Source organism: Pseudomonas sp. C9D1, assembly GCF_056491235.1.
In genome coordinates this window covers 2,218,654-2,243,764 of sequence record NZ_JBSZIE010000002.1, presented here as the reverse complement: position 1 = coordinate 2,243,764, position 25,111 = coordinate 2,218,654, and the positions used below count along the sequence as shown (strand labels likewise).

General features: G+C 67.4%; 20 protein-coding genes. 12 read left to right on the top strand and 8 right to left on the bottom strand.

From position 1 onward, the window contains the following. Window positions 1–28 precede the first annotated feature (28 nt). The 5 genes from rhlB to ACXI0U_RS18535 all read right to left on the bottom strand — a co-directional run bounded on the left by rhlB (window position 29) and on the right by ACXI0U_RS18535 (window position 6,749). The gene (gene rhlB / locus ACXI0U_RS18555; RefSeq protein ID WP_479550659.1) at window positions 29–1,516 is read right to left on the bottom strand and encodes an ATP-dependent RNA helicase RhlB; all 1,488 of its coding nucleotides are present in this window, start codon (window positions 1,514–1,516) and stop codon (window positions 29–31) included. Window positions 1,517–1,679: 163 nt separating this feature from the next. Continuing rightward, the gene (locus ACXI0U_RS18550) at window positions 1,680–2,840 is read right to left on the bottom strand and encodes a dipeptidase (protein WP_479550658.1); all 1,161 of its coding nucleotides are present in this window, start codon (window positions 2,838–2,840) and stop codon (window positions 1,680–1,682) included. A gap of 74 nt (window positions 2,841–2,914) precedes the next feature. Continuing rightward, window positions 2,915–3,853, bottom strand: coding sequence for a GGDEF domain-containing protein (locus ACXI0U_RS18545; RefSeq protein ID WP_271658924.1), 939 nt, complete (start codon window positions 3,851–3,853; stop codon window positions 2,915–2,917). Window positions 3,854–4,154: 301 nt separating this feature from the next. Next, entirely contained in the window at window positions 4,155–6,062 is a 1,908-nt protein-coding gene (locus ACXI0U_RS18540) for an acyl-CoA synthetase (RefSeq protein ID WP_374978849.1), read from the bottom strand. A gap of 27 nt (window positions 6,063–6,089) precedes the next feature. After that, window positions 6,090–6,749, bottom strand: coding sequence for an alpha/beta hydrolase (locus ACXI0U_RS18535; RefSeq protein WP_031288254.1), 660 nt, complete (start codon window positions 6,747–6,749; stop codon window positions 6,090–6,092). 473 nt (window positions 6,750–7,222) lie between these two features. Between ACXI0U_RS18535 and ACXI0U_RS18530 the strand changes: the two genes are divergently transcribed. From ACXI0U_RS18530 to ACXI0U_RS18515, 4 genes are all read left to right on the top strand, one after another. Then, window positions 7,223–8,251 (top strand): amino acid ABC transporter substrate-binding protein, encoded by a 1,029-nt coding sequence (locus tag ACXI0U_RS18530; protein WP_021220884.1) that lies wholly within the window; start codon window positions 7,223–7,225, stop codon window positions 8,249–8,251. Between the two features lie 63 nt (window positions 8,252–8,314). Beyond that, complete coding sequence (locus ACXI0U_RS18525) at window positions 8,315–9,499, top strand: amino acid ABC transporter permease (RefSeq protein ID WP_184487478.1); 1,185 nt, start codon at window positions 8,315–8,317, stop codon at window positions 9,497–9,499. A gap of 10 nt (window positions 9,500–9,509) precedes the next feature. After that, the gene (locus tag ACXI0U_RS18520) at window positions 9,510–10,604 is read left to right on the top strand and encodes an amino acid ABC transporter permease (protein ID WP_021220882.1); all 1,095 of its coding nucleotides are present in this window, start codon (window positions 9,510–9,512) and stop codon (window positions 10,602–10,604) included. Window positions 10,605–10,617: 13 nt separating this feature from the next. Further along, window positions 10,618–11,379 carry an amino acid ABC transporter ATP-binding protein gene (locus tag ACXI0U_RS18515; protein ID WP_043240026.1) on the top strand — a complete coding sequence of 254 codons (762 nt, stop codon included), beginning with the start codon at window positions 10,618–10,620 and terminating at the stop codon, window positions 11,377–11,379. Window positions 11,380–11,646: 267 nt separating this feature from the next. Here the strand turns inward: ACXI0U_RS18515 and ACXI0U_RS18510 are convergent, their stop codons facing one another. Next, window positions 11,647–12,597, bottom strand: coding sequence for a GlxA family transcriptional regulator (locus tag ACXI0U_RS18510; protein WP_479551106.1), 951 nt, complete (start codon window positions 12,595–12,597; stop codon window positions 11,647–11,649). Window positions 12,598–12,715: 118 nt separating this feature from the next. Between ACXI0U_RS18510 and ACXI0U_RS18505 the strand changes: the two genes are divergently transcribed. The 6 genes from ACXI0U_RS18505 (at window position 12,716) to ACXI0U_RS18480 (ending at window position 16,154) form a co-directional block, all read left to right on the top strand. Next, window positions 12,716–13,186, top strand: a complete 471-nt coding sequence (locus ACXI0U_RS18505; protein ID WP_316924915.1) for a nuclear transport factor 2 family protein — start codon at window positions 12,716–12,718, stop codon at window positions 13,184–13,186. Window positions 13,187–13,276: 90 nt separating this feature from the next. After that, a complete protein-coding gene (locus ACXI0U_RS18500; protein WP_316924914.1) occupies window positions 13,277–13,975 on the top strand; it encodes a glutathione S-transferase family protein in 699 nt (232 codons plus the stop codon). Further along, window positions 13,972–14,271: a GIY-YIG nuclease family protein gene (locus tag ACXI0U_RS18495; protein WP_021220877.1), complete on the top strand. Its 300-nt coding sequence runs from the start codon at window positions 13,972–13,974 to the stop codon at window positions 14,269–14,271. The genes ACXI0U_RS18500 and ACXI0U_RS18495 overlap by 4 nt, the downstream gene beginning before the upstream one ends. A gap of 153 nt (window positions 14,272–14,424) precedes the next feature. Continuing rightward, complete coding sequence (locus ACXI0U_RS18490; RefSeq protein ID WP_479550657.1) at window positions 14,425–14,607, top strand: type II toxin-antitoxin system HicA family toxin; 183 nt, start codon at window positions 14,425–14,427, stop codon at window positions 14,605–14,607. A gap of 35 nt (window positions 14,608–14,642) precedes the next feature. Next, complete coding sequence (locus ACXI0U_RS18485) at window positions 14,643–15,050, top strand: type II toxin-antitoxin system HicB family antitoxin (protein WP_479550656.1); 408 nt, start codon at window positions 14,643–14,645, stop codon at window positions 15,048–15,050. Window positions 15,051–15,218: 168 nt separating this feature from the next. Beyond that, a complete protein-coding gene (locus tag ACXI0U_RS18480) occupies window positions 15,219–16,154 on the top strand; it encodes a glutathione S-transferase family protein (RefSeq protein WP_435635101.1) in 936 nt (311 codons plus the stop codon). Between the two features lie 58 nt (window positions 16,155–16,212). On the opposite strand, the gene yejK is transcribed toward ACXI0U_RS18480, so the two are convergent. Beyond that, window positions 16,213–17,220: a nucleoid-associated protein YejK gene (yejK, locus tag ACXI0U_RS18475; protein WP_021220874.1), complete on the bottom strand. Its 1,008-nt coding sequence runs from the start codon at window positions 17,218–17,220 to the stop codon at window positions 16,213–16,215. A gap of 173 nt (window positions 17,221–17,393) precedes the next feature. Here yejK and ACXI0U_RS18470 point away from each other — a divergent pair, with 173 nt between their 5' ends. After that, on the top strand, window positions 17,394–22,361 hold the full coding sequence (locus ACXI0U_RS18470; protein ID WP_479550655.1) for a tetratricopeptide repeat protein: 4,968 nt from the start codon (window positions 17,394–17,396) through the stop codon (window positions 22,359–22,361). 7 nt (window positions 22,362–22,368) lie between these two features. Here ACXI0U_RS18470 and ACXI0U_RS18465 read toward each other — a convergent pair whose 3' ends face one another. Then, window positions 22,369–23,697, bottom strand: coding sequence for a TAXI family TRAP transporter solute-binding subunit (locus tag ACXI0U_RS18465; RefSeq protein WP_431482627.1), 1,329 nt, complete (start codon window positions 23,695–23,697; stop codon window positions 22,369–22,371). Between the two features lie 124 nt (window positions 23,698–23,821). Here ACXI0U_RS18465 and sbcD point away from each other — a divergent pair, with 124 nt between their 5' ends. Continuing rightward, entirely contained in the window at window positions 23,822–25,042 is a 1,221-nt protein-coding gene (gene sbcD, locus ACXI0U_RS18460; protein ID WP_479550654.1) for an exonuclease subunit SbcD, read from the top strand. Window positions 25,043–25,111: the final 69 nt, after the last annotated feature.

Here is a 25,111-nt window from a genome sequence, read left to right as displayed (position 1 = left end):
TCGCCTTTTCTGTGCGCGGCAGCTGCGATCAGTGCTTGCGCGGCACCGACTTGAGCAGCTCGGCGGGCGGGGTTTCGCAGTTGATCTTGCGGCCCAGCAGTTCTTCGATCGGCGGCAGGGCGAAGGCATCGTCCTCGCCGGCAAAGCTGATGGAGGTGCCGCTGGTGCCGGCACGGCCGGTACGGCCGATGCGGTGCACGTAGTCGTCCGGGTCTTCCGGCAGGGTGAAGTTGATCACGTGGCTGATGGCGTCGACGTGGATGCCGCGGCCGGCGACGTCGGTGGCGACCAGTACGCGGATCTTGCCTTCGCGGAAGCCTTCCAGGGTCTTGATGCGCTTGTGCTGGGGCACATCGCCGGACATCTGGGCGGCGCTGATGCCGTCCTTGGTCAGGCGCTCTTCGATGCGGCGCACCTCGTCCTTGCGGTTGGCGAAGACCATCACCCGTTCCCAGTTGTTCTGGGCGACCAGGTTGTAGAGCAGCTTGTACTTGTCGCTGCCGGCAACGGCGTAGACATGCTGCTCGACGGTCTCGCTGGCGACGTTCTCCGGCTCGATCTCGACGATGGCCGGGTCGACGGTCCACTGCTTGGCCAGGTTCATCACGTCGTCGGTGAAGGTGGCGGAGAACAGCAGGGTCTGGCGTTCGCCCTTGTGCGGGGTCTGGCGGATGATCTGGCGGACCTGGGGGATGAAGCCCATGTCGAGCATGCGGTCGGCTTCGTCCAGCACCATCACTTCGACCATGTCCAGGTGCACGTCACCGCGCTGGTTGAAGTCCAGCAGGCGGCCGGGGGTGGCCACGAGGATGTCGCAGAAGCGCGATTCCAGCTGCTTGAGCTGCTTGTCGAAGTCCATGCCGCCGACGAAGCTCATGACGTTCAGGCCGGTGTACTTGGTCAGGGCCTGGGCGTCCTTGGCGATCTGCACCACCAGCTCGCGGGTCGGCGCGATGATCAGCGCACGGGGCTCGCCCATGTAGCGCTCTTTCGGCGGCGGGGTCTGCTGCAGCTGGGTGATGATCGAGATGAGGAAGGCGGCGGTCTTGCCGGTGCCGGTCTGGGCGCGGCCGATGGCGTCCTGGCCCTTGAGGGTGAAGCCCAGTACGCCCGCCTGGATCGGCGTGCAGTAGGGGAAGCCCAGGTCATGGATGGCGTGCATCAGGGTCGGCGACAGCTTGAAGTCGTGGAAGCGGGTCTTGCCTTCCATGGGTTCGACGACGAAGTCTTCCAGCTTCCAGGTGTCTACCGGCTTGGGCGCGCGCTCACGGCGAGGCTTGTCGGACCTGGGTTTGTCGCTGCGGGGTTTCTTCTCGGCGCGGGGGGCCTGCTCGGTAGCAGTGGCGGCAGCAGCAGCGGCGGGTTTCTCAGCCGGGGCGCGCGGCGCCTTCTTGGGCTGGGCGGGGGTTCTCTCGCTAGCGGTGCGAGTCGGGGCCTGGGTGGCCGGGGCAGTCGGGGCGACGCCGGAAATGGGCTCTTCGCCCTTGCCAAAGATTTTCTTGAGTGCTTTGAGCACGGTCATCTCGTCGATTGGTTAAGGAATGAACGGGCGCCAGTGTAAAGCAAGATGTGATCGCGGCGAAGTGCCCTGGCGTTTTGCCGTGGGCAGCCGCTCTGTTCCGGGCGTTGCGCGGGGTAGGAGGGCGCCGCCCCGGTGTCGGGGCGGCGTGGGGCGGGGGTTATTCGCTGGGCAGGCTGGCCAGGAGCAGGCGCTGGACGTTGCCGCCCATGATCTTGGCGATGTCGCCTTCGCTGTAGCCGGCTTCCTGCAGGCCCTGGGTCAGCTGGGCCAGGCCGGTGGTGTCGAAGGGGGCGTGGATGGTGCCGTCGAAGTCCGAGCCCAGGGCCACGTGCTCGACGCCCACCAGGTCGCTGGTGTAGCGGATGGCTTTGACGATGGCCTTGACCGAGGTGTCGCACACGGCGGTTTCCCAGTAGCCGATGCCGATCACCCCGCCGGTGGCGGCGATGCGCTTGACGTGGTCGTCGCTGAGGTTGCGCGGGCCGGGGCAGGTGCCTTCGACGCCGCCATGGGAGACCAGCACCGGGCGCTCGGCCATTTCCAGCACGTCATCGATCAGCGCGCGGGAGGCGTGGGCCAGGTCGATGATCATCTTCTTCTCTTCCAGGTGGGCCACCACGCGGCGGCCGAAGCGGGTGAGGCCGCCCTTTTCCATGCCGTGGGCGGAACCGCCGACTTCGTTATCGAAGAAGTGGGTCAGGCCGGTGATGCGGAAGCCGGCGTCATACAGGCGGTCGACGTTCTCGATCTTGCCTTCCAGCGGGTGCAGGCCTTCGGTGGCGAGGATGGCGGCGACGCGATTGGGGTCTTTCTTCCAGGCGGCGATGAAGGTTTCGAAGTCGGCGCGGGTGCGCACTTGCACCAGCTTGCCGTCGCTGCCCTTGGCGGCTGCGGCGAGTTTTTCGCCCTGGTACAGCGCGCGCTCCAGCAGGCTGGTCCAGGTACGCGGCGGCCAGCGTTGGGCCATGGCGAGCACGGTGATGTTGTCGCTGTCGTCGTCGTTCCTGTCGTAGTTGATGCCGCGCGGGGTCTTGGTGACGGTGGAGAACACCTGCAGGGCGACCTTGCCTTCCAGCAGGCGCGGCAGGTCGCTGTGGCCGAAGTCATGGCGCTCCAGCAGGTCGCGTTGCCAGAGCAGGGCATCGTCGTGGAGGTCGGCGATGAAGAGTTTCTCGTGCAGCTTGTTGGCCGCTTCGCTGGCGATATAGGGCGCTGGGGATTCGACGCTGTTCATCTTCCGGTCGAGGACGCTGGGCAGGCTGAAGAACACCGCCAGGCCGATCACGACCAGTACCAGCAGGATCAGGAGTTTGCGCATTGAGGGAGCATCCGGGCTTCGTTGTTGTAGTGGCCGGGAACTCTAGCAAGGCCGCCGGCTCGCTGCAGCACGGCTCAGCCGTTAAGGCAGTTACGTCCCTGCATCTTGGCCTTATAGAGGGCAGCGTCGGCGCGGGCGATGAGGTCCTGCAGGTCGTCCTTGGGTTGCATCTGGGTCAGGCCGATGGACACCGTGACCCCCGGCAGTATCCCCACCGGTGAATAGAAGGAGGGCACCTGCTCCAGGCTTTGGCGCAGGCGCTCGCCGATGCTGCGCGCTTCCTCCACCGCGATTTCCGGCAGCAGGATGACGAATTCCTCGCCCCCGAAGCGGGCCATGCTGTCCTTCGGCCGCAACTGGTTGCGCAGGGTGTGGGCCACCAGGCAGAGGGCGTAGTCGCCGGCCAGGTGGCCGTGGCGGTCGTTGTAGGCCTTGAAGTGATCGACATCGAGCATCAGCAGGCACATGGGCTGGCCGTTGAAGGCGCAGCGGGTGTTTTCGCGCTCGTAGATATGTTCCAGCCAGCGCCGGTTGTAGAGCCCGGTGAGGGTGTCGACGTTGGCGTTCTGCTCGGTGTCGAGAATGATCCGGTTGCCCGTGCGCACTCGGTCGCAGAGCAGCTCCAGCAGGTTCTGCATCATCTGTGGCGATTGCTGGAACAGCTTCGACAGCGCCTCGCGGTGCAGGCGCAGTACGGTGCTCGGCTGGGTGGCGACCACGTAGGCGGAGGGGTGGTCGTTGTCGATGAAGCTGATTTCACCCGCGCAGTCGCCGGCTTCCAGGGTGGACATCGGCTGGTTGTCGAGGGAGCCCAGGTACACCTGCAACTGGCCGTCGAGCAGCAGGTAGAGGTACTGGTTGCGGTTGAAGGGCGAGAGCAGGATCTCGCCTTTTTCCAGGTCGCAGGCGGCGAACTCCTGCAGGACCTGCTGCAGGCTGTTGGCGGCGACGTTCTGGAACAGTCGCTGGCGTTTGAGCAGCTGCAGATCGGCCTGCCAGTGCGCATTCTTCATGGGCTACATCTGACCTGGATAGCAACTAGGGCAACTTGGGGAGGTGGCATCGCAAAACACTCCATGTCTTTGCGTTGAAAACCGTTATCGACCTTATGCCCGCCCCCAACGGCTTTCAATGCTTGCCGCAAGGTAGGCCGACCAGTGGTTTGGAAAACCATAGCGCGTCACATTCCCGGCCAATGTTGTCGGACAATGTGCATTTCTGCGGAGGTGGTCTCGTTCGAGGCGACGGCGAAGGCCCTGGAACGGGCCTTGCGGGGCGGGTCAGCTCCCGGCGCGAGGCCGGGAGCTGCGCGCCTCAGAGGTGCGGGTGCAGCTCGTAGCGCACGGCGAAACCGGCCAGGCGCTGCTCCAGGTCGGCACGGCGGTTCTCGTGCAGGTCGGGCACCCGGATATGGGCCAGTTGACCGTGGCGGTCGTCGGCACGCACTTCGACGCTCAGCCCCGGTGCCAGCGGCGCCAGCACGTCTTCGAAGACCCGACGGATGGCGTCGTGGCGCAGGGTCGGCTTGAAGGTCTTGCCCACCGCGGTGACCGGCAGCGCGTCGATGATCCACACGTCCTTGGGCACTGCCGCGCGCTCCGGCACATGGGCGCCGGCGTGGGCCAGCAGTTCGGCCTCGCTGGCCTGCATGCCGGGCTTGAGCTGGACGTAGGCCACCGGCAGTTCGCCGGCCTTCTCGTCGGGCTTGCCGACCGCAGCGGCCATGGCTACGGCGGGGTGGCCGTGCAGGGCTTCCTCGATCATCTGCGGGTCGATGTTGTGGCCGCCACGGATGATCAGGTCCTTGCTGCGCCCGGTGAGCCAGATGTAGCCGTCGGCGTCGATGCGGCCCAGGTCGCCGGTGTTGAACCAGTCGCCGTCTACCCAGATGCCGGCGTTCTTGCTGGCCTGCAGGTAGCCCTTGAACACGGTGATGCCGCGCAGGCAGACGTTGCCGATCTCGTTGGCCCGGGCATCGCGGAGGAAGCCGCCTTGCTCGTCCAGCACCTTGATCGCCACGTCGCAGTAGGGCATGCGCAGGCCGATGGAGCCCGGCCGGCGCTCGCCCGCGCTGGGGTTGCCGCAGCTGCCGCAGGTGCCTTCGGTGAGGCCGTAGCCCTCGATCAGGGTGAGGCCGGTCTTGGCCTCGAACTGGCGGATCAGCTCCACCGGCATCGGCGCCGCACCGCACAGGGCGTAGCGCAGGCTGGAGAGGTCGTAGCCCTCGCTGGGCACCTGCAGCAGGCCGGCATAGATAGTGGGCACGCCGCTGAAGAAGCTCACCTTGTAGCGCTCGATGATCGTCCAGAAGTTCTGGATCAGCGCGGTGTTGCGGTAGCCCTGGGGCGTGGCCAGCAGCACCTGGGCGCCGGCGAAGAACGGGGCGAGGCCGGTGACCATCACGCCGTTGACGTGGAACAGCGGCAGGCCGCAGAGGGTCACGTCACGGGGGCCGAGGTTGATGGTGTAGGCGAGGATCATCGCCATCGCCACTTCGTTGCGGTGCGTGTGCGGCGCGAGTTTGGGCGTACCGGTGGTGCCGCCGGTGTGGAAGTAGGAGGCGATGTCGTCGGGGGCGATCACCCGGCCGCTCTCCAGATGGTCGGCGGGGCAGCCGGCGATCAGTTCGTCGAAGTCCAGCACGCCTTCCGGCAGGGCGCCGCGCTGGGCCTTGAGGCCACTGCGCTGGGGCTCGGGCAGGTAGTTGGCGAGGTCGACCGTGACGATGGCCTTGAGGCCCGGCAGCTCATCGCGCAGGGACGCGACCTTGTCCCACAGGTCGGTGCCGGGGAAGGGCGCCAGGGTCACCAGCACTTCGGAATCCGACGCGCGCACCAGTTCGGCGATGTGCTCGGGATCGAGCAGCGGGTTGATGGCGTTGACGATGCCCGCCGCTTCGCCGCCCCACAGGGTGAAGTGGGTGTGCGGCAGGTTGGGCAGCAGGAAGGACACCGCTTTGCCCGGGCGCAGGCCCAGGCGGTGGAAGGCGTTGGCGGTGCGGGTGACCTGGGCCAGCAGCTCGGCGTAGCTCAGCTGCCAGGGGGCCTCGTCGGCGCTGCCCTGCATGAGGAAGGTCATGGCGATGGCGTCCGGCGTGCGCTGGGCGCTCTGGCGGATCAGCGCGTAGGTGCTGTCCGGCATGCCGCGTTGCTGCAGCGAGACCTGTTCGATCAGCTCGATATCGCGCAGGGAGGTAATGGGCGGTACGGGAGTCTGGGTCATGGCCAATTCTTGTTGTGGGTGGGCGGATCAACGGGTCAGCCGAGCGCTCAGCCAGGCGCCTATGTCACGGATTTCCTCCGGCAGCACCTCGTGGCCCATCGGGTAGTCCTGCCACTGCACCGGAACGCCGGCGGCGGCGAGTTTGTCGTGTGCGGCGCGGCCCATGGCCAGCGGCACCACGTCGTCGAAGGTGCCATGCAGGCAGAAAACCGGCAGTTGTAGTTTTGTATCCGGCAGCGCCAGGGTGTCGCCGAAGGTCGGCGCATAGGTGGACAGCGCCAGCACCCCGCCCAGCGGACCTTCCCAGCGCAGCAGGCCGGTGTGCAGCACCACCGCGCCGCCCTGGGAGAAGCCGGCGAGGACGATGCGCGCCGGGTCGATGCCGGCATCGCGCTGGGCTTCGATCAGGGCGATCACGCTTTGCGCCGACTGTTCCAGCTGGGCCTGGTCGATGGCCCGGGCCGGGCTCATGGCGAGGATGTCGTACCAGGAAGGCATGGCGTAGCCGCCATTGATGGTGACGGCGCGCGTGGGGGCCTGGGGCAGGATGAAGCGGGCGCTGTCGAGCACCTCCTGTAGCGCTTCGGCCACCGGCAGGAAGTCGTAGCGGTCCGCCCCCAATCCGTGCAACCAGATGACGCACGCATCGGCCGTCTGTGTGGGCTCCAGAATCAACGGATTACTCATGTGTGGCTCCAGTTCGGGGCGCTCGCACCAAAGTGGTGCTTGCGCGGGGCGATGATGGGGTCTATCAGTGAAAAATATGTCGCACCAATAAAACTTTCCCTATTGACCTGTCGGAAGCGGCGTACAGGCACTGTGCTGGTACGGCCTTTGCTAACCAGCAGCAGACTTACAGACGGCTTGCGCGGCGGTAACACTTCGCAAGTCGCTCAACGGGTTGGGCGTCGATGCAGATCGATACCTTGCAAACGATCGCTGGCACGTTTTCTTCGTGAAGGTGGTCGAAAATCCGTCTCCAGCCCATTCGACCAATGGGCGAGGAAGAGGGCAGCTGGCGCGCGGAGCGGCGCCAACTAGACTTCTTCCTTAGGTCCGATTCCCCGGTTGACCGACGCCTCGCGCGGTTGAACCTGCCTCACGAGGGTACGGCGGCAGGACCGAGACTCCAACACAAAAAAAAGCAACTGGAGGTTTTGATGAAGATGGTGAAATCCACCCTGGCCGTGCTGACTGCGGCAGCTGTTCTCGGTGTCAGCGGCTTCGCTCAGGCGGGCGCCACCCTGGATGCGGTCAAGAAGAAAGGCTACGTGCAGTGCGGCATCAGTGACGGCCTCCCGGGCTTTTCCTACGCCGACTCCAAGGGCGAATACAAAGGTATCGACGTCGACATCTGCCGCGCTGTAGCAGCGGCTGTGTTCGGTGATGCGAGCAAGGTCAAGTTCAGCCCGCTCACCGCCAAGGAGCGCTTCACCGCGCTGCAGTCCGGCGAAGTGGACATCCTCTCCCGCAACACCACCTGGACCAGCTCCCGCGACGCGGCGATGGGCCTGAACTTCACCGGCGTGACCTACTACGACGGCCAGGGCTTCCTGGTGAACAAGAAACTCGGCGTTTCCAGCGCCAAGGAACTCGATGGCGCCACCGTCTGCATCCAGGCCGGTACCACCACCGAGCTGAACCTGGCCGACTACTTCCGCGCCAACGGCCTGAAGTACACCCCCATCACCTATGACACCTCCGACGAGAGCGCCAAGTCGCTGGAATCCGGCCGTTGCGACGTGCTGACCTCCGACCAGTCGCAGCTGTACGCCCAGCGCATCAAGCTGGCCGCGCCGGACGAGTACGTGGTGCTGCCGGAAGTCATCTCCAAGGAACCCCTCGGCCCAGCCGTTCGCCAGGGTGACGAGGAGTGGTTCGACATCGTGCGCTGGAGCCTGTTCGCCCAGCTGAACGCTGAAGAACTCGGCATCGACTCGAAGAATGTCGTGGAAACCGCCAAGTCCACCAAGAACCCGGACGTGGCCCGCCTGCTGGGCGCTGAAGGCGACTTCGGCAAGGATCTGAAGCTGCCGAAAGACTGGGCGGTGCAGATCATCAAGCAAGTCGGCAACTACGCCGAAATCTTCGATCGCAACGTCGGTGCCGGCAGCGAGCTGAAGATCGAGCGCGGTCTCAACGCCCTGTGGAACAAGGGTGGTCTGCAGTACGCACCGCCGGTGCGCTGACCCACCACGCTACCGCCCGCGGATGCGGGCGGTAGCGTCCAGTTCCAACCGACGAGGGCTGTCATGCAGAAAACTTCCCAAGCCCCGCGTGTCCGTGGATCGGTCCTGACCGACCCGCAGACGCGCGCGTGGCTATTCCAGATCATCGCCGTAGTCGCCGTCGTGGCGTTCGGCTGGTTCCTCTTCCACAACACCCAGGTCAACCTGGAAAAGCGCGGGATCATCTCCGGCTTCGGCTTCCTCGACCAGAGCGCCGGCTTCGGCATCTCCCAGCACCTGATCGACTACAAGGAGAGCGACACCTACGGGCGCGTCTTCTTCATCGGCCTGCTCAACACCCTGCTGGTGACCGTGGTCGGCATCATCCTGGCGACCGTTCTCGGCTTCATTCTCGGTGTCGCGCGGCTTTCGCCCAACTGGCTGATTCGCAAGCTGGCGACCGTCTACATCGAGACCTTCCGCAACATCCCGCCGCTGCTGCAGATCTTCTTCTGGTACTTCGCCGTGATGCTGCCCATGCCGGGCCCGCGGCAGAGCATGAGCTTCGGTGACACCTTCTTCATCAACAACCGTGGCCTGTACATGCCGTCGCCCACCATGGCCGACGGCTTCTGGCCCTTCCTGATCGCCGTCGTGGTGGCGCTGGTCGCCAGTGTGCTGGTGTGGCGTTGGGCCCGGGCGCGGCGCCATGCCACCGGCCAGCGCTTCCCGGTACTGCTGAGCACCCTCGCCCTGCTGGTGGTGCTGCCCAGCCTCGCCGCCCTGGTGATGGGCAGCCCCTTCCACTGGGAAGTGCCGCAACTGACCGGCTTCAACTTCCGCGGTGGCTGGGTGGTGATCCCGGAACTGATCGCGTTGATGCTGGCGCTGTCGATCTACACCGCCGCCTTCATCGGCGAGACGGTGCGGGCCGGCATCCAGTCGGTCAGCCACGGCCAGACCGAAGCGGCGCACTCCCTGGGCATTCGCCCCGGGCAGACGCTGCGCCTGGTCATCGTGCCCCAGGCCCTGCGGGTGATCATTCCGCCGCTCACCAGCCAGTACCTGAACCTGGCGAAGAACTCGTCCCTGGCGGCCGGCATCGGCTACCCGGACATGGTCTCGCTGTTCGCCGGTACCACGCTCAACCAGACCGGCCAGGCCATCGAGGTCATGGCCATCACCATGAGCGTCTACCTGGCCATCAGCATCAGCATTTCCCTGCTGATGAACTGGTACAACAAGCGCATCGCGCTGATCGAGCGGTGAGGGCACTGACATGACATCGCATACCTTCAAGCCCGACCAGCCGCCACCCAGCACAGTGGTGGGCCCGGTCGCCTGGCTGCGTCATAACCTGTTCGCCAGCCCGTTGCACGTGGTGCTCACCGCACTGTCGCTGTACCTGCTGTGGCTGATCATCCCGCCCATCCTCAACTGGGCCTTCATCCACGCCACCTGGAGCGGCAGCACCCGCGCCGACTGCACCGGTGAAGGCGCCTGCTGGGTGTTCATCCAGCAACGCTTCGGTCAGTTCATGTATGGCTTCTACCCCAGCGAGCTGCGCTGGCGGGTGGATGTCACCGTGTGGCTGGCGATCATCGGCGTGGCGCCGCTGTTCATCAAACGCACCCCGCACAAGGCCTTCTACGGCATCGGCTTCCTGGTGATCTACCCGCTGGTGGCCTTCTGGCTGCTGCACGGCGGCCTGGGTCTGCAGGAGGTGTCGACCAGCCGCTGGGGCGGCCTGATGCTGACCCTGGTGATCGCCTATGTCGGCATCGTCGGCGCGCTGCCCCTGGGCATCCTGCTGGCGCTGGGACGGCGCTCGAAACTGCCGGCGATCAAGGTCATCTGCGTGACCTTCATCGAGTTCTGGCGTGGCGTACCGCTGATCACCGTGCTGTTCATGTCTTCGGTGATGCTGCCGCTGTTCCTGCCCGAAGGCATGAACCTCGACAAGCTGCTGCGGGCGCTGGTGATGGTGATCTTCTTCGAGGCGGCCTATATCGCCGAAGTGGTCCGTGGCGGCCTGCAGGCCATCCCCAAGGGCCAGTACGAAGCTGCCGCCGGCCTCGGCCTGGGCTACTGGCGCAGCACCGCGCTGGTGATCCTGCCCCAGGCCCTGAAGATGGTCATCCCCGGCATCGTCAACACCTTCATCGCCCTGTTCAAGGACACCAGCCTGGTGATCATCATCGGCCTGTTCGACCTGCTCAACAGCATCAAGCAGGCGACCACCGACCCGAAATGGCTGGGCATGTCCACCGAAGGCTACGTATTCGCCGCCCTGGTCTACTGGATCTTCTGCTTCAGCATGTCGCGCTATTCCATGCGCCTCGAACAGAAGCTGAACACCGGGCACAAGCGTTAGGAGAGAGATTCGAATGAGTGAAGCCATCCAGAAAGACGCCGCTGCGCCGATCATCCAGCTGCAGGGCGTGAACAAGTGGTACGGGCAGTTCCACGTGCTCAAGGACATCAACCTGAACGTCCGGCAGGGCGAGCGCATCGTGCTTTGCGGCCCGTCCGGTTCCGGCAAGTCGACCACCATCCGCTGCATCAACCGCCTGGAGGAACACCAGCAGGGGCGGATCATCGTCGACGGCACCGAGCTGACCAACGACCTCAAGCAGATCGAGGCGATCCGCCGCGAGGTGGGCATGGTGTTCCAGCACTTCAACCTGTTCCCGCACCTCACCGTGCTGCAGAACTGCACCCTGGCACCCATGTGGGTGCGCAAGCTGCCCAAGCGCAAGGCCGAGGAAATCGCCATGCACTACCTGGAGCGCGTGCGCATCCCCGAGCAGGCCAACAAGTTCCCCGGCCAGCTCTCCGGTGGCCAGCAGCAGCGCGTGGCCATCGCCCGTGCCCTGTGCATGAAACCGAAGATCATGCTGTTCGACGAACCCACCTCCGCCCTCGACCCCGAGATGGTGAAGGAAGTGCTCGACACCATGGTCGGCCTGGCCCAGGACGGCATGACCATGCTCTGCGTGACCCACGAGATGGGCTTCGCCCGCACCGTGGCGGACCGGGTGATCTTCATGGACAAGGGCGAGATCGTCGAACAGAACGAACCCAACGCCTTCTTCGACAACCCGCAGAACGAGCGCACCAAGCTGTTCCTCGGGCAGATCCTGCACTGATTGTTAGCGCGATATGAAAAGGGGCCTTCGGGCCCCTTTTTCATTTCTGGTGGGGGGATTTCTGGGGCAAAGCCCAGGCCTGGGTATTGATGGATTTCCGGTAGCACCACTAACCCAGCACGCAGGTGGTGGCGGCTTTCGTAGGGTGGGTAGAGCTTGGCGAAACCCACGCGGTGGAGGCGGCAGCCCGTAGCCCGGACTTCAGTCCGGGAATGCCGGCCACTCCGCTCCCGCGCTGAAGCACGGGCTACAAGGGCATAACGCGGATCACGCCTGCTCCCGCAGGCGCCGGCGGAAGGCTCCCGGCGCTTCGCCGCAGAGCTGCTTGAACAGCTTGGCGAAGGTGGCGCGGTCGCTGTAGCCCACCTGCTGCGCCACCTGCTCCAGGGAGCGGGAGGGGTTGCGCAGGGCGGACTGGGCGGCGGCGATGCGCAGGCGTTGCACGTAGTCGTTCGGGGTCAGGCCGGTGGCGGTGCGGAAGCGCCGCAGCAGGGTGCGGGTCGAACAGTGGGCGCGTTCGGCCAGGCCCTTGAGATCGATGGGCTCGGCGTGGTGGCGCTGCATCCAGGCCAGCAGCGGGCCGAGCTGGGCGTCTCCCGGCACGTCCGGCAGCAGCGGGGTGAAACGTGACTGGCGGCCGCGCTCGCGGTCGAACACCAGGGCCCCGGCCACCCGTTGCGCCAGCCAGTCGCCGCCGTGCCAGGCGATCAGGTGCAGGCACATGTCGAGCCCGGCCTGGGCGCCGCCGGAGCAGAACAGGTTGCCGTCCTCGGTGAGCAGCTCATCGGGTTGCAGGCGCACCTGGGGGAAGCGCTGGCGGAAGGCACCGGCCAGCGCCCAGTGGGTGGTGGCGCGGCGGCCGTCGAGCAGGCCGGCGGCGCCGAGGAGGAAGGCACTGCTGCACAGGCTGGCCACCTGCTGGGTGGCCGGGCGCCGTGCCAGCCAGTGCAAGAGGTCGGGATTGCCCTTGATGCTGCGCTCCACCGCGCTGCCGGTGGCCGGCAGCATCACCAGTTGTGCCTCGGCGGCCAGGGCCAGGTCGCCGTCGACGCGGATGCTGGCCATGCCCAGGTCCACTGGCTGGCCGTCGCGGCTGACCCGCAGCACCTCGAACAGCGCCTCGCCCGCCAGGGTGTTGGCCAGGCGGAAGGCGTCGTCGGCCATGGCCAGGCTGGAGCAGACCGTTTGCGGGCAGACCAGCAGGGCGATACGGATCATCGGCGGTGTCTCGAACAGGAAGGTGGCGATTATTGCCACAAAGATGGCGATGCAGCCAATCGCCGCCGGGCGGAAAGCCGTCGATACTCTCCTCATCCCAATCGCCACGAGCATCGCCATGAGCCATCCCAACGCTGCCCTCATCGAACGCTTCTATCGCGCCTTCCAGGTCCTGGACGCCGAGACCATGGCCGGCTGCTACGCCGCCGACGTGCGCTTCGCCGACCCGGTGTTCACCGACCTGCGCGGTACCGAGGCGGCGGACATGTGGCGCATGCTGGCGAGCCGCGCCCAGGCCTTTTCCCTGACCTTCGACGGCGTCGAGGCCGATGAGCACGAAGGCCGTGCGCGCTGGGTCGCCACCTACCTGTTCAGCCAGACCGGGCGCACCGTGGTCAACCGCATCGAGGCGCGCTTCCGCTTCGACAACGGCCTGATCGTCGAGCATCGCGACAGCTTCGACCTGTGGCGCTGGGCCCGCCAGGCGCTGGGCGCCAAGGGCCTGCTGTTGGGCTGGCTGCCGCCGGTGCAGAACGCCATCCGCCAGCAGGCGGCCCGGGGCCTGGCGGCGTTCCGCGCCCAGCGCTGAAGCGGGCGGGGCGCGGCCCGATCATCGGCGGGTGGCTGCGCCGCGCAATTTTGCCTAAGCTCGCCGGCGACTCTCTTGCCGGTATCCATCATGATCAGGCTGTTCCAGTTTCCCGCCGGGTTCGATGTGCCCAACGCCAGCCCCTTCTGCCTCAAGCTGGAGACCTTCCTGCGCCTGGCGCGCGTGCAGTACCAGGCGCAGACCCTGATGGACCCCCGGCGCGGCCCCAAGGGCAAGCTGCCCTACATCGACTTCGACGGCGAGCTGATCGCCGATACCGCGATCATCCAGCGGGTGCTCACCGAGCGCCTGCAACTCTCCCTGGACGACCACCTCGACGACGCCGGCCGTGGACGCGCCCTGGCCGTCACCCGCGTTTGCGACGAGCACCTCTATTGGCTGCTGGTGTACTTCCGCTGGCTGGAGGAGGAGGGCTGGCAGCAGACCCGCCAGGCCTTCTTCGGCAACCTCGGGCCCGTGGCCCAGCGCCTGATCCCGGCGCTGGTGCGACGCAAGGTCCGCCGTGACCTGCTGGCCCAGGGCCTTGGCCGTCACGATCGCGAAGACCTGCTGGTGTTCGCCCGCGAGGACCTGCAAGGCCTCACCGACTTGCTCGGCACGAATGCCTTCTTCGGCGGCGAGCGCCCCTGCAGCGCCGATGCCTCCGCCTACGGGCTGCTGGCCAATCTGGTGCAGTGCACCCTGGAAACCCCGCTCAACCGCCTCGCCCGCGAGTACCCGCACCTGGTGGATTATTGCCAGCGCATGCGCGAGGTGGCCTGGGCATGAGCGAGGTTCCACCACCACGGCCCTGGTTCGTCTACCTGGTGCGGGCCGCCAACGGCGCGCTCTACTGCGGCATCAGCGACGACCCGCAACGCCGCTTCGCCCAGCACCAGAGCGGCAAGGGCGCGCGCTTCTTCCACTCCAGCCCGGCCCAGGCGCTGGTCTATATCGAAGAGTGCCCGGGCAAGGGCGACGCCCTGCGCCGCGAGCGCGCCATCAAGAACCTGCGCAAGGCCGCCAAGGAAGCGCTGGCCAAGGCGTACATCGCTGCACCATCAGCGCCAGCGGATAGGCCCTGAGCCCGGGGCAGGCCAGCGCCGCCGCTGGCCCGTGGCGGTTTCGGCTACGGGGGACGAAATCACAGCCACGGATTCGTGCGTATCCTGTGTGTTTTCATTGCGCGCCCTATATTTGGTGTGTACGGTACACACTATGCGCATAGGGAGGCCACGATGCGCAGTCGTGAGGTGATAGAGAAGATCAAGGAGGATGGGTGGTACGAGGTGGAGGTGAAAGGCAGTCACCATCAGTTCAAGCACCCGAATAAACCGGGACGGGTCATGGTCCCACACCCCAAGAGCGATCTACCCATAGGGACGGTACGCAGCATCCTGAAACAAGCCGGCCTTCTCTGAGGCCATCGCTTCGCAACACACGGAGTGTAAACACCATGAAATTTCCCCTCGTTCTGCATAAGGACCCTGACTCTGACTACGGCGTAACCGTGCCGGACGTGCCGGGTTGTTTCTCTGCGGGCGCTACCGTGGCGGAAGCCCTGGAGAACGTGAAGGAGGCGCTTGCCCTTCACTTCGAAGGCCTGGTGGCGGATGGCGAGGCACTGCCTCAAGCGCAGCAGATTGACGTCCACATTGGTAACCCCGACTTTGCCGGAGGCGTGTGGGCGGTGGTCGAGTTCGACGTGACGCCCTACCTAGGCAAGGCCGTTCGCTTCAATGCCACCCTGCCGGAGAATCTTCTGCAGCGGATCGATGAGCGTGTGAGTAAGGACGCCCGCTACGCCTCACGGTCCGGCTTTCTCGCCACTGCCGCGTTGCGCGAGCTTTCGGATACCGGTTGACGGTGGCCGAGCCTGGGCGCGCTGCTTCCATTCCAGCCCGGCCCAGACGCTGGCCCGGCGCTACTAAATAGCTGCGGCTGATGGCACGCCATCAGCGCCAGCGGATAGGCCCTGAACCCCAGGGCGGCTAAGCTGCCCAGCCTGAACAAGAACGATACGGAGCCCGCCATGCACGAGTTGATCCTGCACCACTACCCCACATCCCCCTTCGCCGAGAAGGCGCGCCTGCTGCTGGGCTTCAAGCAGCTGTCCTGGCGTTCGGTGCACATCCCGCCGCTGATGCCCAAGCCGGACCTGATGCCCCTCACCGGCGGCTACCGCAAGACCCCGGTGCTGCAGATCGGCGCCGACATCTACTGCGACACCGCGTTGATCGCCCGCCGCCTGGAGGCGGAGAAGGCTGTGCCGGCGTTGATCCCGGCGGGCCAGGAATTCAACGTGGCGAGCTTCTGCCACTGGGTGGATTCGGTGATCTTCCAGCACGCGGTGAGCCTGGTGTTCCAGCCCGAATCCATCGCCGTGCGCTTCGGCAAGCTGCCGCCGGAGGCGATCAAGGCCTTCATCGCCGACCGCGCTGGGCTGTTCAGCGGCGGCACCGCCGCGCGCCTGCCGGCCGAGGTGGCCAAACACAACTGGCCGACCTTCATGGCACGCCTGGAGCAGCAGCTGGGCCGCGAGGAGGGTGACTTCCTCTTCGGCGAGCCGAGCATGGCCGACTTCTCCCTGGCCCATTGCCTGTGGTTCCTCAAGGCCACCCCGGTCACCGCGCCGCTGGTGGACGACTACCCGGCGGTCGCCGCCTGGCTGGGCCGCGTGCTCGGCTTCGGCCATGGCGCCTCCAGCGAGCTGAGCGCCGCCGACGCCATCGAGATCGCCCGCGCCGCCGAACCCGCGCCGCTGCCGGATGAGCCCTTCTTCGACATCAACGGCTTCACCGCCGGGCAGAAGGTGGCCATCGCCGCCACCGACTATGGCGTCGACCCGGTGGAAGGCGAACTGGTGTTCGCCGGCCGCGAGGAGTTGATCCTGCGTCGCGAGGACGAGCGCGCCGGCGTGGTGCATGTGCACTTCCCCCGTGTGGGCTTCCGCATCGAAGCGCGCTGATCCGCAGGCGCACAAAAAAGCCCGGCATTTAGCCGGGCTTTTTCGTTTGCACCTTCGCTCAGTCCTTGCGGCGCTTGAGCTGGTCCTTCAGCTGGGTCGGGACCTGGCGGATGATCAGCATGTCGCGGCCTTCGTCGTATTCGATCTTCGAGCCCAGCAGGTGGGCCTCGAAGCTGATGGACAGGCCCTCGGCGCGGCCGGTGAAGCGCTGGAACTGGCTGAGGGTGCGCTTGTCCGGCGGGATTTCCGGCGACAGGCCGTAATCCTTGTTGCGGATGTGTTCGTAGAAGGCACGGGGGCGGTCTTCGTCGATCAGCCCGGACAGCTCCTGCAGGGTGATCGGCTCGCCCAGCTTGGCCTGGGTGCTGGCGTAGTCCACCAGGGTCTTGGTCTTCTCGCGGGCCTGTTCCTCGGCGAAGTCCTCGTGCTCGACGAAGTCGCTGAAGGCCTTGAGCAGGGTGCGGGTCTCGCTCGGCGCGTCTACGCCTTCCTGGCAGCCGATGAAGTCACGGAAGTAATCCGAGACCTTCTTGCCGTTCTTGCCCTTGATGAAGGAGATGTACTGCTTCGACTGGGCGTTGTTGCGCCACTCGGAGATGTTGATGCGCGCCGCCAGGTGCAGCTGGCCCAGGTCCAGGTGGCGGGCCGGCGCCAGGTCCAGCGCGTCGGTGACGGTGACGCCTTCGCTGTGGTGCAGCAGGGCGATGGCCAGGTAGTCGGTCATGCCTTGCTGGTAATGGGCGAAGAGCACGTGGCCGCCGGTGGAGAGGTTGGACTCTTCCATCAGCTTCTGCAGGTGCGCCACGGCCTCGCGGCTGAAGGCGGTGAAGTCGCGGCCGCCTTCCATGTATTCCTTCAGCCAGCCGCTGAACGGGTAGGCGCCGGATTCCTCGTGGAACAGGCCCCAGGCCTTGCCTTGCTTGGCGTTGTAGCTTTCGTTGAGGTCGGCCAGCAGGTTTTCGATGGCCTTGGATTCGCCCAGCTCGCTGTCGCGTGCGTGGAGCACGGCGGCGCTGCCATCGGGCTTCTTGTCGATGAGGTGGACGATGCAGTGGCGGATCGGCATGGGCGTACCTGTGAAGCTGTGGATAAGGGCGCGCCGGTGGCTCGCCCGATAGGCCGCAGAGTTTACCTCAGCCTCGGCCGGGATGAGGGGCCTTGTGACCCGATCGCTTGTTGCCGAGTCAGTGTCTCCCTAAAGTGACGCCATTTCCGCTGCAATGACCAAGGATGGTTCCGATGTCCGGCCTGATCCTCGATACGCCCTCCCATGCGCTCGATGCCGAGTTGATCCTTTCCCTCGAAGCCCTGGCCGACCGCGGCCTGTTCCTCCAGGCCCATGCCCGGGCTGCCGAGTTCGGCGACTACCGCCACTGGCGCGGAGCGGCCGCCATGGCGCTGGCCTCGCGCCTCGCCGGGCAACTGGGGGCCCCGCGCCTGGGGGATGCCCTGGCCTGGCTCGGCTACCGCCGCTACCCGGAGGCCGCCGAGTCGCGCCTGCGCTATGCCCGCTTCCTGCTCGCCCGCCGTGGCCAGTACCGCGCCTGGGAATTCCTCCAGCGCTTCGCCGACTGGCTGCCCGAAGAGCCCGGGCTGCGCGCCGAGTGGCTGTCGTTCCAGGGGTACCTGCGGGCGTTGCTGCGGGACTTCGGCCGCAGCGCCGAACTGCACGATGCGGCCATGCAACTGGGCACCACCGACCCCTGGTTGCTGGTGGAACGCTCCTACAGCCTGGAGCAGGAAGACCGCTACGCCGAAGCGCTGGACCTCTGCGAGCGCGCCCTGGCGATGCTGCCCGGCTTCCGCTCCGCGACCCTGCAGGCCGCCCAGCTCGAACTGCAGCTGGGGCGCGAAGACGCCGCCCGTGCGCGCCTGCTGGACGGTACCCAGCGGATGGAGAGCGCCGGGCTCTGCGCGCAATTGATCGACCTGCTGATCGAACGGGGCGAACTGGATGAGGCCGAGCGCCTGATCGAGCACTCCCTGGCGCTGGCGCTGCTGTTGGAGAAAGGCATGCGCGGCTGGTACGCCGGCCGTCGCTGCGACATCGCCTGCCTGCGCGGTGACCACGAGCAGGGCCGGACGCTGGCCCAGGAATCCCAGAGCCCCTTCTACACCCTGGTCGCCGAGCGCCTGGCCGAGCCCAAGGGCGGCCGCGTGCTGCTGCCGGTGACCTTCATCCGCCAGCACCACATGACCTGCGTCCCCGCCACCCTGACCGCGCTGTCCACCTACTGGGGTCGCCCGGTGGCGCACCTGGAGGTGGCCGAGGAGATCTGCTACGACGGCACGTCCTACCAGGCCGAGCGTGCCTGGGCCGAGCGCAATGGCTGGCTGGTGCGCGAGTTCACCGTGGACTGGGCCACCAGCCGCGCGCTGATCGACCGGGGCCTGCCCTTCACCCTGTCGCTGCAGTACACCGGCAGCGGCCACCTGCAGGCGGTGGTCGGCTATGACGAGCCCCGTGGCACCGTGCTAATCCGCGACCCCGGCCAGGCGCAGTTCGGCGAGAGCATCGCCGAGGGCCTGTACGAGACCCAGCGCGCCTCCGGGCCCCGTGGCCTGCTCCTGCTGCCGCCCGAGGAAGCCCACCGCCTGGACGGCCTGGAGCTGCCGGAGCATGCGACCTGGGACCTCTACTACCGCCTGGTCAGCGCCCTGGAAGTGCACGACCGCGAAGCCGCCCTGGCCGCCTTCGAGGCCCTTCGCGAGCACGCGCCCGAACACCGCCTGACCCTCCAGGGCCAGCGTGCCCTGGGCTGGTACGACGGCCGCGAGGCCCAGGTGCTGGAGGCCACCGAAGCGCTGCTCGAACGCTTCCCCGATGACGCCAACCTGATCCTTTCCAAGTCCACCTCCCTGGCCCAGTTGCATGCCCGCGAGCAGCAGCTGGACTGGCTCGCCGGCCATTGCCAGGCGCGCTGGAGCGATGCCGGCATCCTGGTGCGCTACACCGGCCTGCTGGTGGAGGACGGCAGCCAGCTGGAAACCGCGCGGCAGTTGCTGGGCCGTGCCCTGCGCCAGGCCCCGGGGCATGCCCAGGCCTGGAACGAGCTGGCCAGCCTGCGCTGGAACGAAGGCAGCCGCGAGCAGGCCTGCGAGCTATACCGCATCGCCGCCTGCCTGCACGACACCAACGAGGGCTACAGCAGCCAGTACTTCCGCGCCCTGCGCTGCCTGGGCCGCACCGAGGCGGGGCTGGAGTTCCTGCGCCAGCGCCAGGTGCGTCTCGGTGCCCTGGCCGCTGGCCCGACCCTGACCCTGTGCGAGTTCATCGAGGAGCTCTCCGACCCGTTGCAGTGCCGGCAGATTCTCGAGCAGGCCGTGGAACGCCGCCCCCAGGACCCGGCCCTGCTGCTCAATCTCGCCGACTTCTACGGCCGCCATGGCGAGTTGGAACTGAACGAGGCGATGCTGCGCCGCGCCGAGCCGGTGAGCCGCCGCGGCACCTGGCTGCGCGCCGCCGTGCTGCACAGCCAGCGCAGCGATGGCGACCTGCAGCGCGCCCTGGCCTGGTGCCGCGAAGCGGTGGAGCTGGACCCGCTGAACATGAGCCTGCACCGCATGCAGGTACAACTGCTGCGCCAGAGCGCCGGTGAAGAGGCGGTGGACGCGTACGTCACCGCACTGGCCGAGCGCTTCCCCCATCACTGCGGCATCGCCGAGCTGGCGGTGGAGCGCGCCCAGCGCCACTCCCTGGAGGATGCCGAAGCGGCCCTGCGGCGCTTGCTGGCTAGCCACCCGGAATACGCCTGGGCGATCCGCGAACTGGCGGTGACCCTGGCGCGCCTGGGCCGCCATGACGAGGCCCTGGAGTTCTGCGAGCTGGCCCGGCGCACCGACCCGCGCAGCTCCAGCAGCTATTCCACCCGGGGCTTCGTGCAGCTCCAGGCTGGCCAGCGCGAGGCCGCCCGTGAGGCCTTCCGTGAGGCGCTGGAGCGCTCTGCCGATAACGATTACGCCGGCAACATGCTGCTGGAAACCTGCACCGACCAGGCCGAAGCCCTGGACAGCCTCGACTTCATCCATCGCCAACTGGTGGCCCAGGTGACCTTTGGCGACGGCTGGCTCGCCTACCCGGACCAGGCGCGCAGGCTGCTGGAACAGCAGGTGTTGCTGGAGCAGTTGAGCGAAGCCCTGCAACAGCGCCCCGACCTCTGGCAGCTGTGGGTGGTGGTCGCCGCCCAGCAGGCCGAGATGGGGCAGGTGGAGCAGGCCGAGACCCTGCTGCAGTCGGCCATCGAACGCTTCCCGCTGATGCCGCGCCTGGCCCTGGAGCGGGCCCAGCTGCAGAGCAGCCAGAAGCAGTACGCCGAGTGCCGCGAGACCCTGCGCGGGAGCTTCCGCATCAACCCGCTGTGGACGCGCAGCGTGCGCCTCTACGTCGAAAGCCTGCTGGACGAGGGCACAGACCTGGAGGAGGCCGAAAGCCTGCTGCGCAGCGTGCTCGCCCGCACCCCCGACAACACCGAACTGCGTGCCTACCTGGGCTATGTGCTGGGCGAGCGCGACAACCCCGCCGAAGGCGCCCTCGAGGCGGAGAAGGTGCTGCGCGAGGAGCCCGGCAACGGCTGGGTCTGGAATCAGCTACGCCGCTACAGCGCTGCCCTGGAAACGCCCGGGCGCCCCCTGGAACTGGCCCGCGAGCTGACGCGCCTGCGCGCCGGCGACCCGGATGCCTGGCTGGCCCTGGCCGAACAGGAGGAAGGCTTCGAGGCCAGGGAGCCGGCCCTGCGCCGCGCCCTGGAGCTGAACCCGCGTCACCGCAGCGCCAACACCCAGCTGGCCGAAGGGCTGCTGGAAGCCCAGCGCTACGACGAATTGCGCCAACTGCTGGCGGCCCCTTGCTGGGGCGGCGGAACGCCCCCCGAGCTGGCGCTGTTCGGCCCCCGTGCCACCCGCCAGGAGCAGGACCTGCCCAGCGCCATGGCCGAGATGCGCCAGCTGCTGGAGCGCCAACCGGCCTTCTTCGAAGGGTGGCGCACCCTGGCCGACTGGCAGGACGACGCCGGCGAATACGCCGCCTATGTGGAGTCGGCCCGGGAGATGGTGCGCCTGGAACCCCGCCAGGCCATCGCCCACGGTTTCCTCGGCCACGCGCTGTGGCTCGACGGCAAGGGCGAAGAGGCGCTGCCGTCCTTCAGCCGCGCCTACCAGCTGGACGCCTGCTACACCTTCGCCGGCCTCCACGAGTTCGACCTGCTGCTCAAGCACGGTACGGGGGAGGCCACGCGCGCGGTGCTGGAGCGGCTGCTGGAGGCATCGAGCCAGCCCGCGGTGCTGATCCGCGCCCTGCGTTTCGCCGTGCCCCGGGGCGATCAGGCGCTCAAACGCCGGGTGCTGGAGCCCCTGTGCCGCGATAGTGGCTGCATCGACGCCTGGGGCGAGGTGCTGAAGATCCTCGAGCGGCCCGAGCAGGACAAGGACCTGCAGGAAACCCTCGACGCCGGTGTCGCCGACGGCTCCCTGCACCATGGCGCGGCGCTGCAATGGCTGCGCCGCGAGGATGCCCGCTGGATGCCCGGCTCGCTGTGGAAGGGCTTCCTGCGCCTGCTGGAGAACGACCCGCAGCACGCCGGCAAGCACGCCATGCTGGAGCTGCTGGCCAACCGCAAGAACGCCAACCGGCTGCTGGTGGATGCCCTCGAAGCCTGTCGCGAGACGATCCGCAGCGATGGCGTGATCTGGGGCATGGCCAGCTACGCGATGGTCAACCAGGAACGCTACGAAATGATGTTCGACTGGCTCGCCGACTGGGAACAGCACCCGGAGGCGCCGGCCTGGGGCCTGGACAACCTGGCGCTGGGCATGCGTGCGCGCAAGCTGGACGCACGTGCGGCGGCGGTGTCGCGGCTGTCCCTGGAGCGCGACCCGCAGAACCACGATGCGATGGTCTGGCTGGGCTTCGATGCCGCCATGGCCGGCGACATGGGCGCCCTGGATGCCTGGCTGGAGCGCTTGCAGGGGGCGGAGCCGCGGCCCTTCTTCCGTTGCATGCAGCACCTGCTGGAAGGCGTCGCCGCTGCGGTTCACGCCGGCGACAGCCAGGTCGCGGTGGCGCACTTCCGCACTGCCCGCGCCGTGGCCAAGGGCAGCGAGCACGGTTCCTACTGGCGCCTGCGTCGGCACCTGGCCAAGGCCCTGGCCTTCGGCCCGGCGACGCCGCGCTGGCTGGCGCCGGTGCGCTACCTGCAACTGCGCTTCTGAGGCCCGTTCAGGCCTCGCTTTCGCGGCTCCTGGCCTTCAGCGCCTGGAGCCGCTCGATCACGTAGCGCAGGTGCACGTGCAGCTCGTACAGCTCGTTGGAGTAGGAGAGCGGCACGTCCACCTTGGCCAGTTGGTCCTCCAGCTCCTCCAGCTTGCCGATCTCGCCGTCCAGCTCCTCGCGCAGGGTGCCGGCGTCCAGCTTGCGGTCGATCTCGCGCAAGTACTTGTACCAGCGGTAGATGCGCGCACGGATGCGCCAGCGGTACACCGGGCCCACGGCCTTGAACAGCGGGAACATCACCACCAGCAGCGGGATCAGCAGGATGATGTAGCGGTCGGCCAGGGAGGCGATGCGGAAGGGCAGGTAGCGCTGCAGGATCGGCAGGCCGTTCTTGTAGTAGTAGGCGGCCTCGTCCAGCGTCGACAGGGTCATCGGCTGGGCGGCGGGGTAGCGCCCGGCGGGGTCGAGCAGGCTGCCGTTCTTCATCACTTCGCGGGCGGCTTCGAGGATCAGCGGGGTCAGCGAGGGGTGGAATTCGTCGTTGGCCACCAGGGTCGCCACCGGGCCCAGGGTGAGGATGTCCCGCGAGGGGCTGTTGCTGGCGAGGTTGAGCAGGCCTTCACCCACGTCGAGCTTGGTCAGGTAGGGCAGGCGCGCACGGTAGGCGGCGCTGCGGCGCAGGCTGACCAGGTCCAGCTCGCTGCGCGTGGCCAGGCGCTGCACCACGGCGTTCTCCGCCGGGCCGACGAAGAAGGCGGCATCCAGCTCGCCGGCGATCAGCGCATCGGCACCTCGGGTGCCGCTGAATTCCTGCCAGTTCTGCGGGTACTGCTCCGGGCCGATCTGGTTGGCCTGCAGCAGGGCCGAGGCGATGGCGCGGGTGCCGCTGTTGGGTGTGCCGATGGCCACCCGCAGCTGCAGCAGGTTGCCCATGCTGTCGATGTCCACGTCCTTGCGTTTGAACAGCCACAGCGGCTCCTGGTACATCACCCCGAGCCCATGCAGGCGCTTGCGTTCGCGCGGCTCCAGGGTCAGCTCCTGGCCGCTCTGCACCAGGGCCATCTGCACCTCGCCGCGTTGCAGCTTGCCGAGGTTGTCCAGGGAGCCGGCGCTGGGCACCAGCTCCAGGGTGAAGCCCTGGCGCGCCAGTTCCTCCTTGAGCTTCTCGCCGAACAGGGCGTAGCCGCCATTGGCGCCGCCGGTGGCCAGGGTGGCGTGCATGGGCGGCGGCGGGGCGACGAAATAGAACACCGCGCCCACCAGCGCGGCGACCACGGGCACAGTCCAGAGGTTGGCCAGCAGCATGATCTTCAGGTCTTTCAGGAACCTTGGCATGGGAATCCTTGGGGCTTGGAGTTGAGGGGAAGGATAGCCACTGACGCAGCGGCGGTTGCCTCCCGGTGCCGGTAAATGACAAGGTGGCCGCCTTCCCGTTCCCCGCGACAAGTGACAGACCCCCATGCGCATCCTGCACAGCTCCGACTGGCATCTCGGCCAGCACTTCATGGGCAAGACCCGCCAGGCCGAACACCAGGCCTTCTGCGCCTGGCTGCTGGAGCAGGTGCAGGAACACCGGGTGGACGCGGTGCTGGTGGCGGGCGATGTGTTCGACACCGGTGCGCCGCCGAGCTACGCCCGCGAGCAGTACAACCGCTTCGTCATCGAGCTGCGCGACGCCGGTGCGCAACTGGTGGTGGTGGGTGGCAACCATGATTCGCCCGCCATGCTCGGCGAGAGCCAGGGCCTGCTGGCGGCCCTGGGCACCCGCGTGGTGCCGGGTGTCGCCGCCGACCCGCAAGAGCAGGTGCTGGTGCTGCGCGGCCCTGATGGCGCGCCGGGCGCGGTGCTTTGCGCCATCCCCTTCGTGCGCGCCCGTGACGTGCTGCAGAGCCAGGCCGGGCAGAGCGCGGCGGACAAGCAGCTGTCCCTGCAGCAGGCCATCCAGGCCCATTACGCGCAGCTGTTCGAACTGGCCGAGCGGCGCCGGGACGAACTGGGCGGCGGGCTGCCGATAATCGCCACCGGTCACCTGACCACGGTCGGCGCCAGTGCCAGCGAGTCGGTGCGGGAAATCTATGTCGGCGCGCTGGAGGCCTTCCCCACCAGCGCCTTCCCGCCTGCCGCCTACATCGCCCTCGGACATATCCACAGGCCGCAGAAGGTCGGTGGCCTGGAGCACATCCGCTACAGCGGCTCGCCCATCCCGCTGTCCTTCGACGAAGCCGGCCAGGCCAAGGAAGTGCTGCTGGTGGAGCTGGACGGGGAGGGCCTGCGCAGCGTCACGCCCTTGCCTGTGCCCTGTTTCCAGCCCCTGGCCAGCGTGCGTGGCTCCCTGGGCGAACTGGGCGGCGCCATTGCCGAGCAGGCCCGCCGGGGCACGCTCGAGCGCCCCGTATGGCTGGAAGTGCAGGTGGGCACCGACGACTACCTGAGCGATCTGCAGGGCCGCGTCGCCGCCCTGTGCGAAGGCTTGCCCGTGGAGGTGCTGCGCCTGCGCCGCGAACGCGCCGGCCTCGCGCCCGGCCTGGTAGGGGAGGCCCGGGAGACCCTGGACGAACTGAGTGCCGAGGACGTGTTCGCGCGCCGCCTGGAGCTGGAGCAACTGGACGAGGACCAGGCCCGGCGCCTGCGGGACCTGCACCGTGGCGTGCTGGAAGAGGTCCGCAGCGAGCGCAACTGAGGCCGGGGCAGATCGCCGCTATCGCCGCCGGACCTGCACGGGCGGGCGGAGAATGCCAGAATGCCGCTC

Excerpts from the sequence above, each read along its gene's own strand:
- ACXI0U_RS18550 (WP_479550658.1), bottom strand. The coding sequence starts at position 2,840 with ATGCGCAAACTCCTGATCCTGCTGGTACTGGTCGTGATCGGCCTGGCG.
- ACXI0U_RS18545 (WP_271658924.1), bottom strand. The coding sequence starts at position 3,853 with ATGAAGAATGCGCACTGGCAGGCCGATCTGCAGCTGCTCAAACGCCAG.
- ACXI0U_RS18540 (WP_374978849.1), bottom strand. The coding sequence starts at position 6,062 with ATGACCCAGACTCCCGTACCGCCCATTACCTCCCTGCGCGATATCGAG.
- ACXI0U_RS18535 (WP_031288254.1), bottom strand. The coding sequence starts at position 6,749 with ATGAGTAATCCGTTGATTCTGGAGCCCACACAGACGGCCGATGCGTGC.
- ACXI0U_RS18530 (WP_021220884.1), top strand. The coding sequence starts at position 7,223 with ATGAAGATGGTGAAATCCACCCTGGCCGTGCTGACTGCGGCAGCTGTT.
- ACXI0U_RS18525 (WP_184487478.1), top strand. The coding sequence starts at position 8,315 with ATGCAGAAAACTTCCCAAGCCCCGCGTGTCCGTGGATCGGTCCTGACC.
- ACXI0U_RS18520 (WP_021220882.1), top strand. The coding sequence starts at position 9,510 with ATGACATCGCATACCTTCAAGCCCGACCAGCCGCCACCCAGCACAGTG.
- ACXI0U_RS18515 (WP_043240026.1), top strand. The coding sequence starts at position 10,618 with ATGAGTGAAGCCATCCAGAAAGACGCCGCTGCGCCGATCATCCAGCTG.
- ACXI0U_RS18510 (WP_479551106.1), bottom strand. The coding sequence starts at position 12,597 with ATGATCCGTATCGCCCTGCTGGTCTGCCCGCAAACGGTCTGCTCCAGC.
- ACXI0U_RS18505 (WP_316924915.1), top strand. The coding sequence starts at position 12,716 with ATGAGCCATCCCAACGCTGCCCTCATCGAACGCTTCTATCGCGCCTTC.
- ACXI0U_RS18500 (WP_316924914.1), top strand. The coding sequence starts at position 13,277 with ATGATCAGGCTGTTCCAGTTTCCCGCCGGGTTCGATGTGCCCAACGCC.
- ACXI0U_RS18495 (WP_021220877.1), top strand. The coding sequence starts at position 13,972 with ATGAGCGAGGTTCCACCACCACGGCCCTGGTTCGTCTACCTGGTGCGG.
- ACXI0U_RS18490 (WP_479550657.1), top strand. The coding sequence starts at position 14,425 with ATGCGCAGTCGTGAGGTGATAGAGAAGATCAAGGAGGATGGGTGGTAC.
- ACXI0U_RS18485 (WP_479550656.1), top strand. The coding sequence starts at position 14,643 with ATGAAATTTCCCCTCGTTCTGCATAAGGACCCTGACTCTGACTACGGC.
- ACXI0U_RS18480 (WP_435635101.1), top strand. The coding sequence starts at position 15,219 with ATGCACGAGTTGATCCTGCACCACTACCCCACATCCCCCTTCGCCGAG.
- yejK (WP_021220874.1), bottom strand. The coding sequence starts at position 17,220 with ATGCCGATCCGCCACTGCATCGTCCACCTCATCGACAAGAAGCCCGAT.
- ACXI0U_RS18470 (WP_479550655.1), top strand. The coding sequence starts at position 17,394 with ATGTCCGGCCTGATCCTCGATACGCCCTCCCATGCGCTCGATGCCGAG.
- ACXI0U_RS18465 (WP_431482627.1), bottom strand. The coding sequence starts at position 23,697 with ATGCCAAGGTTCCTGAAAGACCTGAAGATCATGCTGCTGGCCAACCTC.
- sbcD (WP_479550654.1), top strand. The coding sequence starts at position 23,822 with ATGCGCATCCTGCACAGCTCCGACTGGCATCTCGGCCAGCACTTCATG.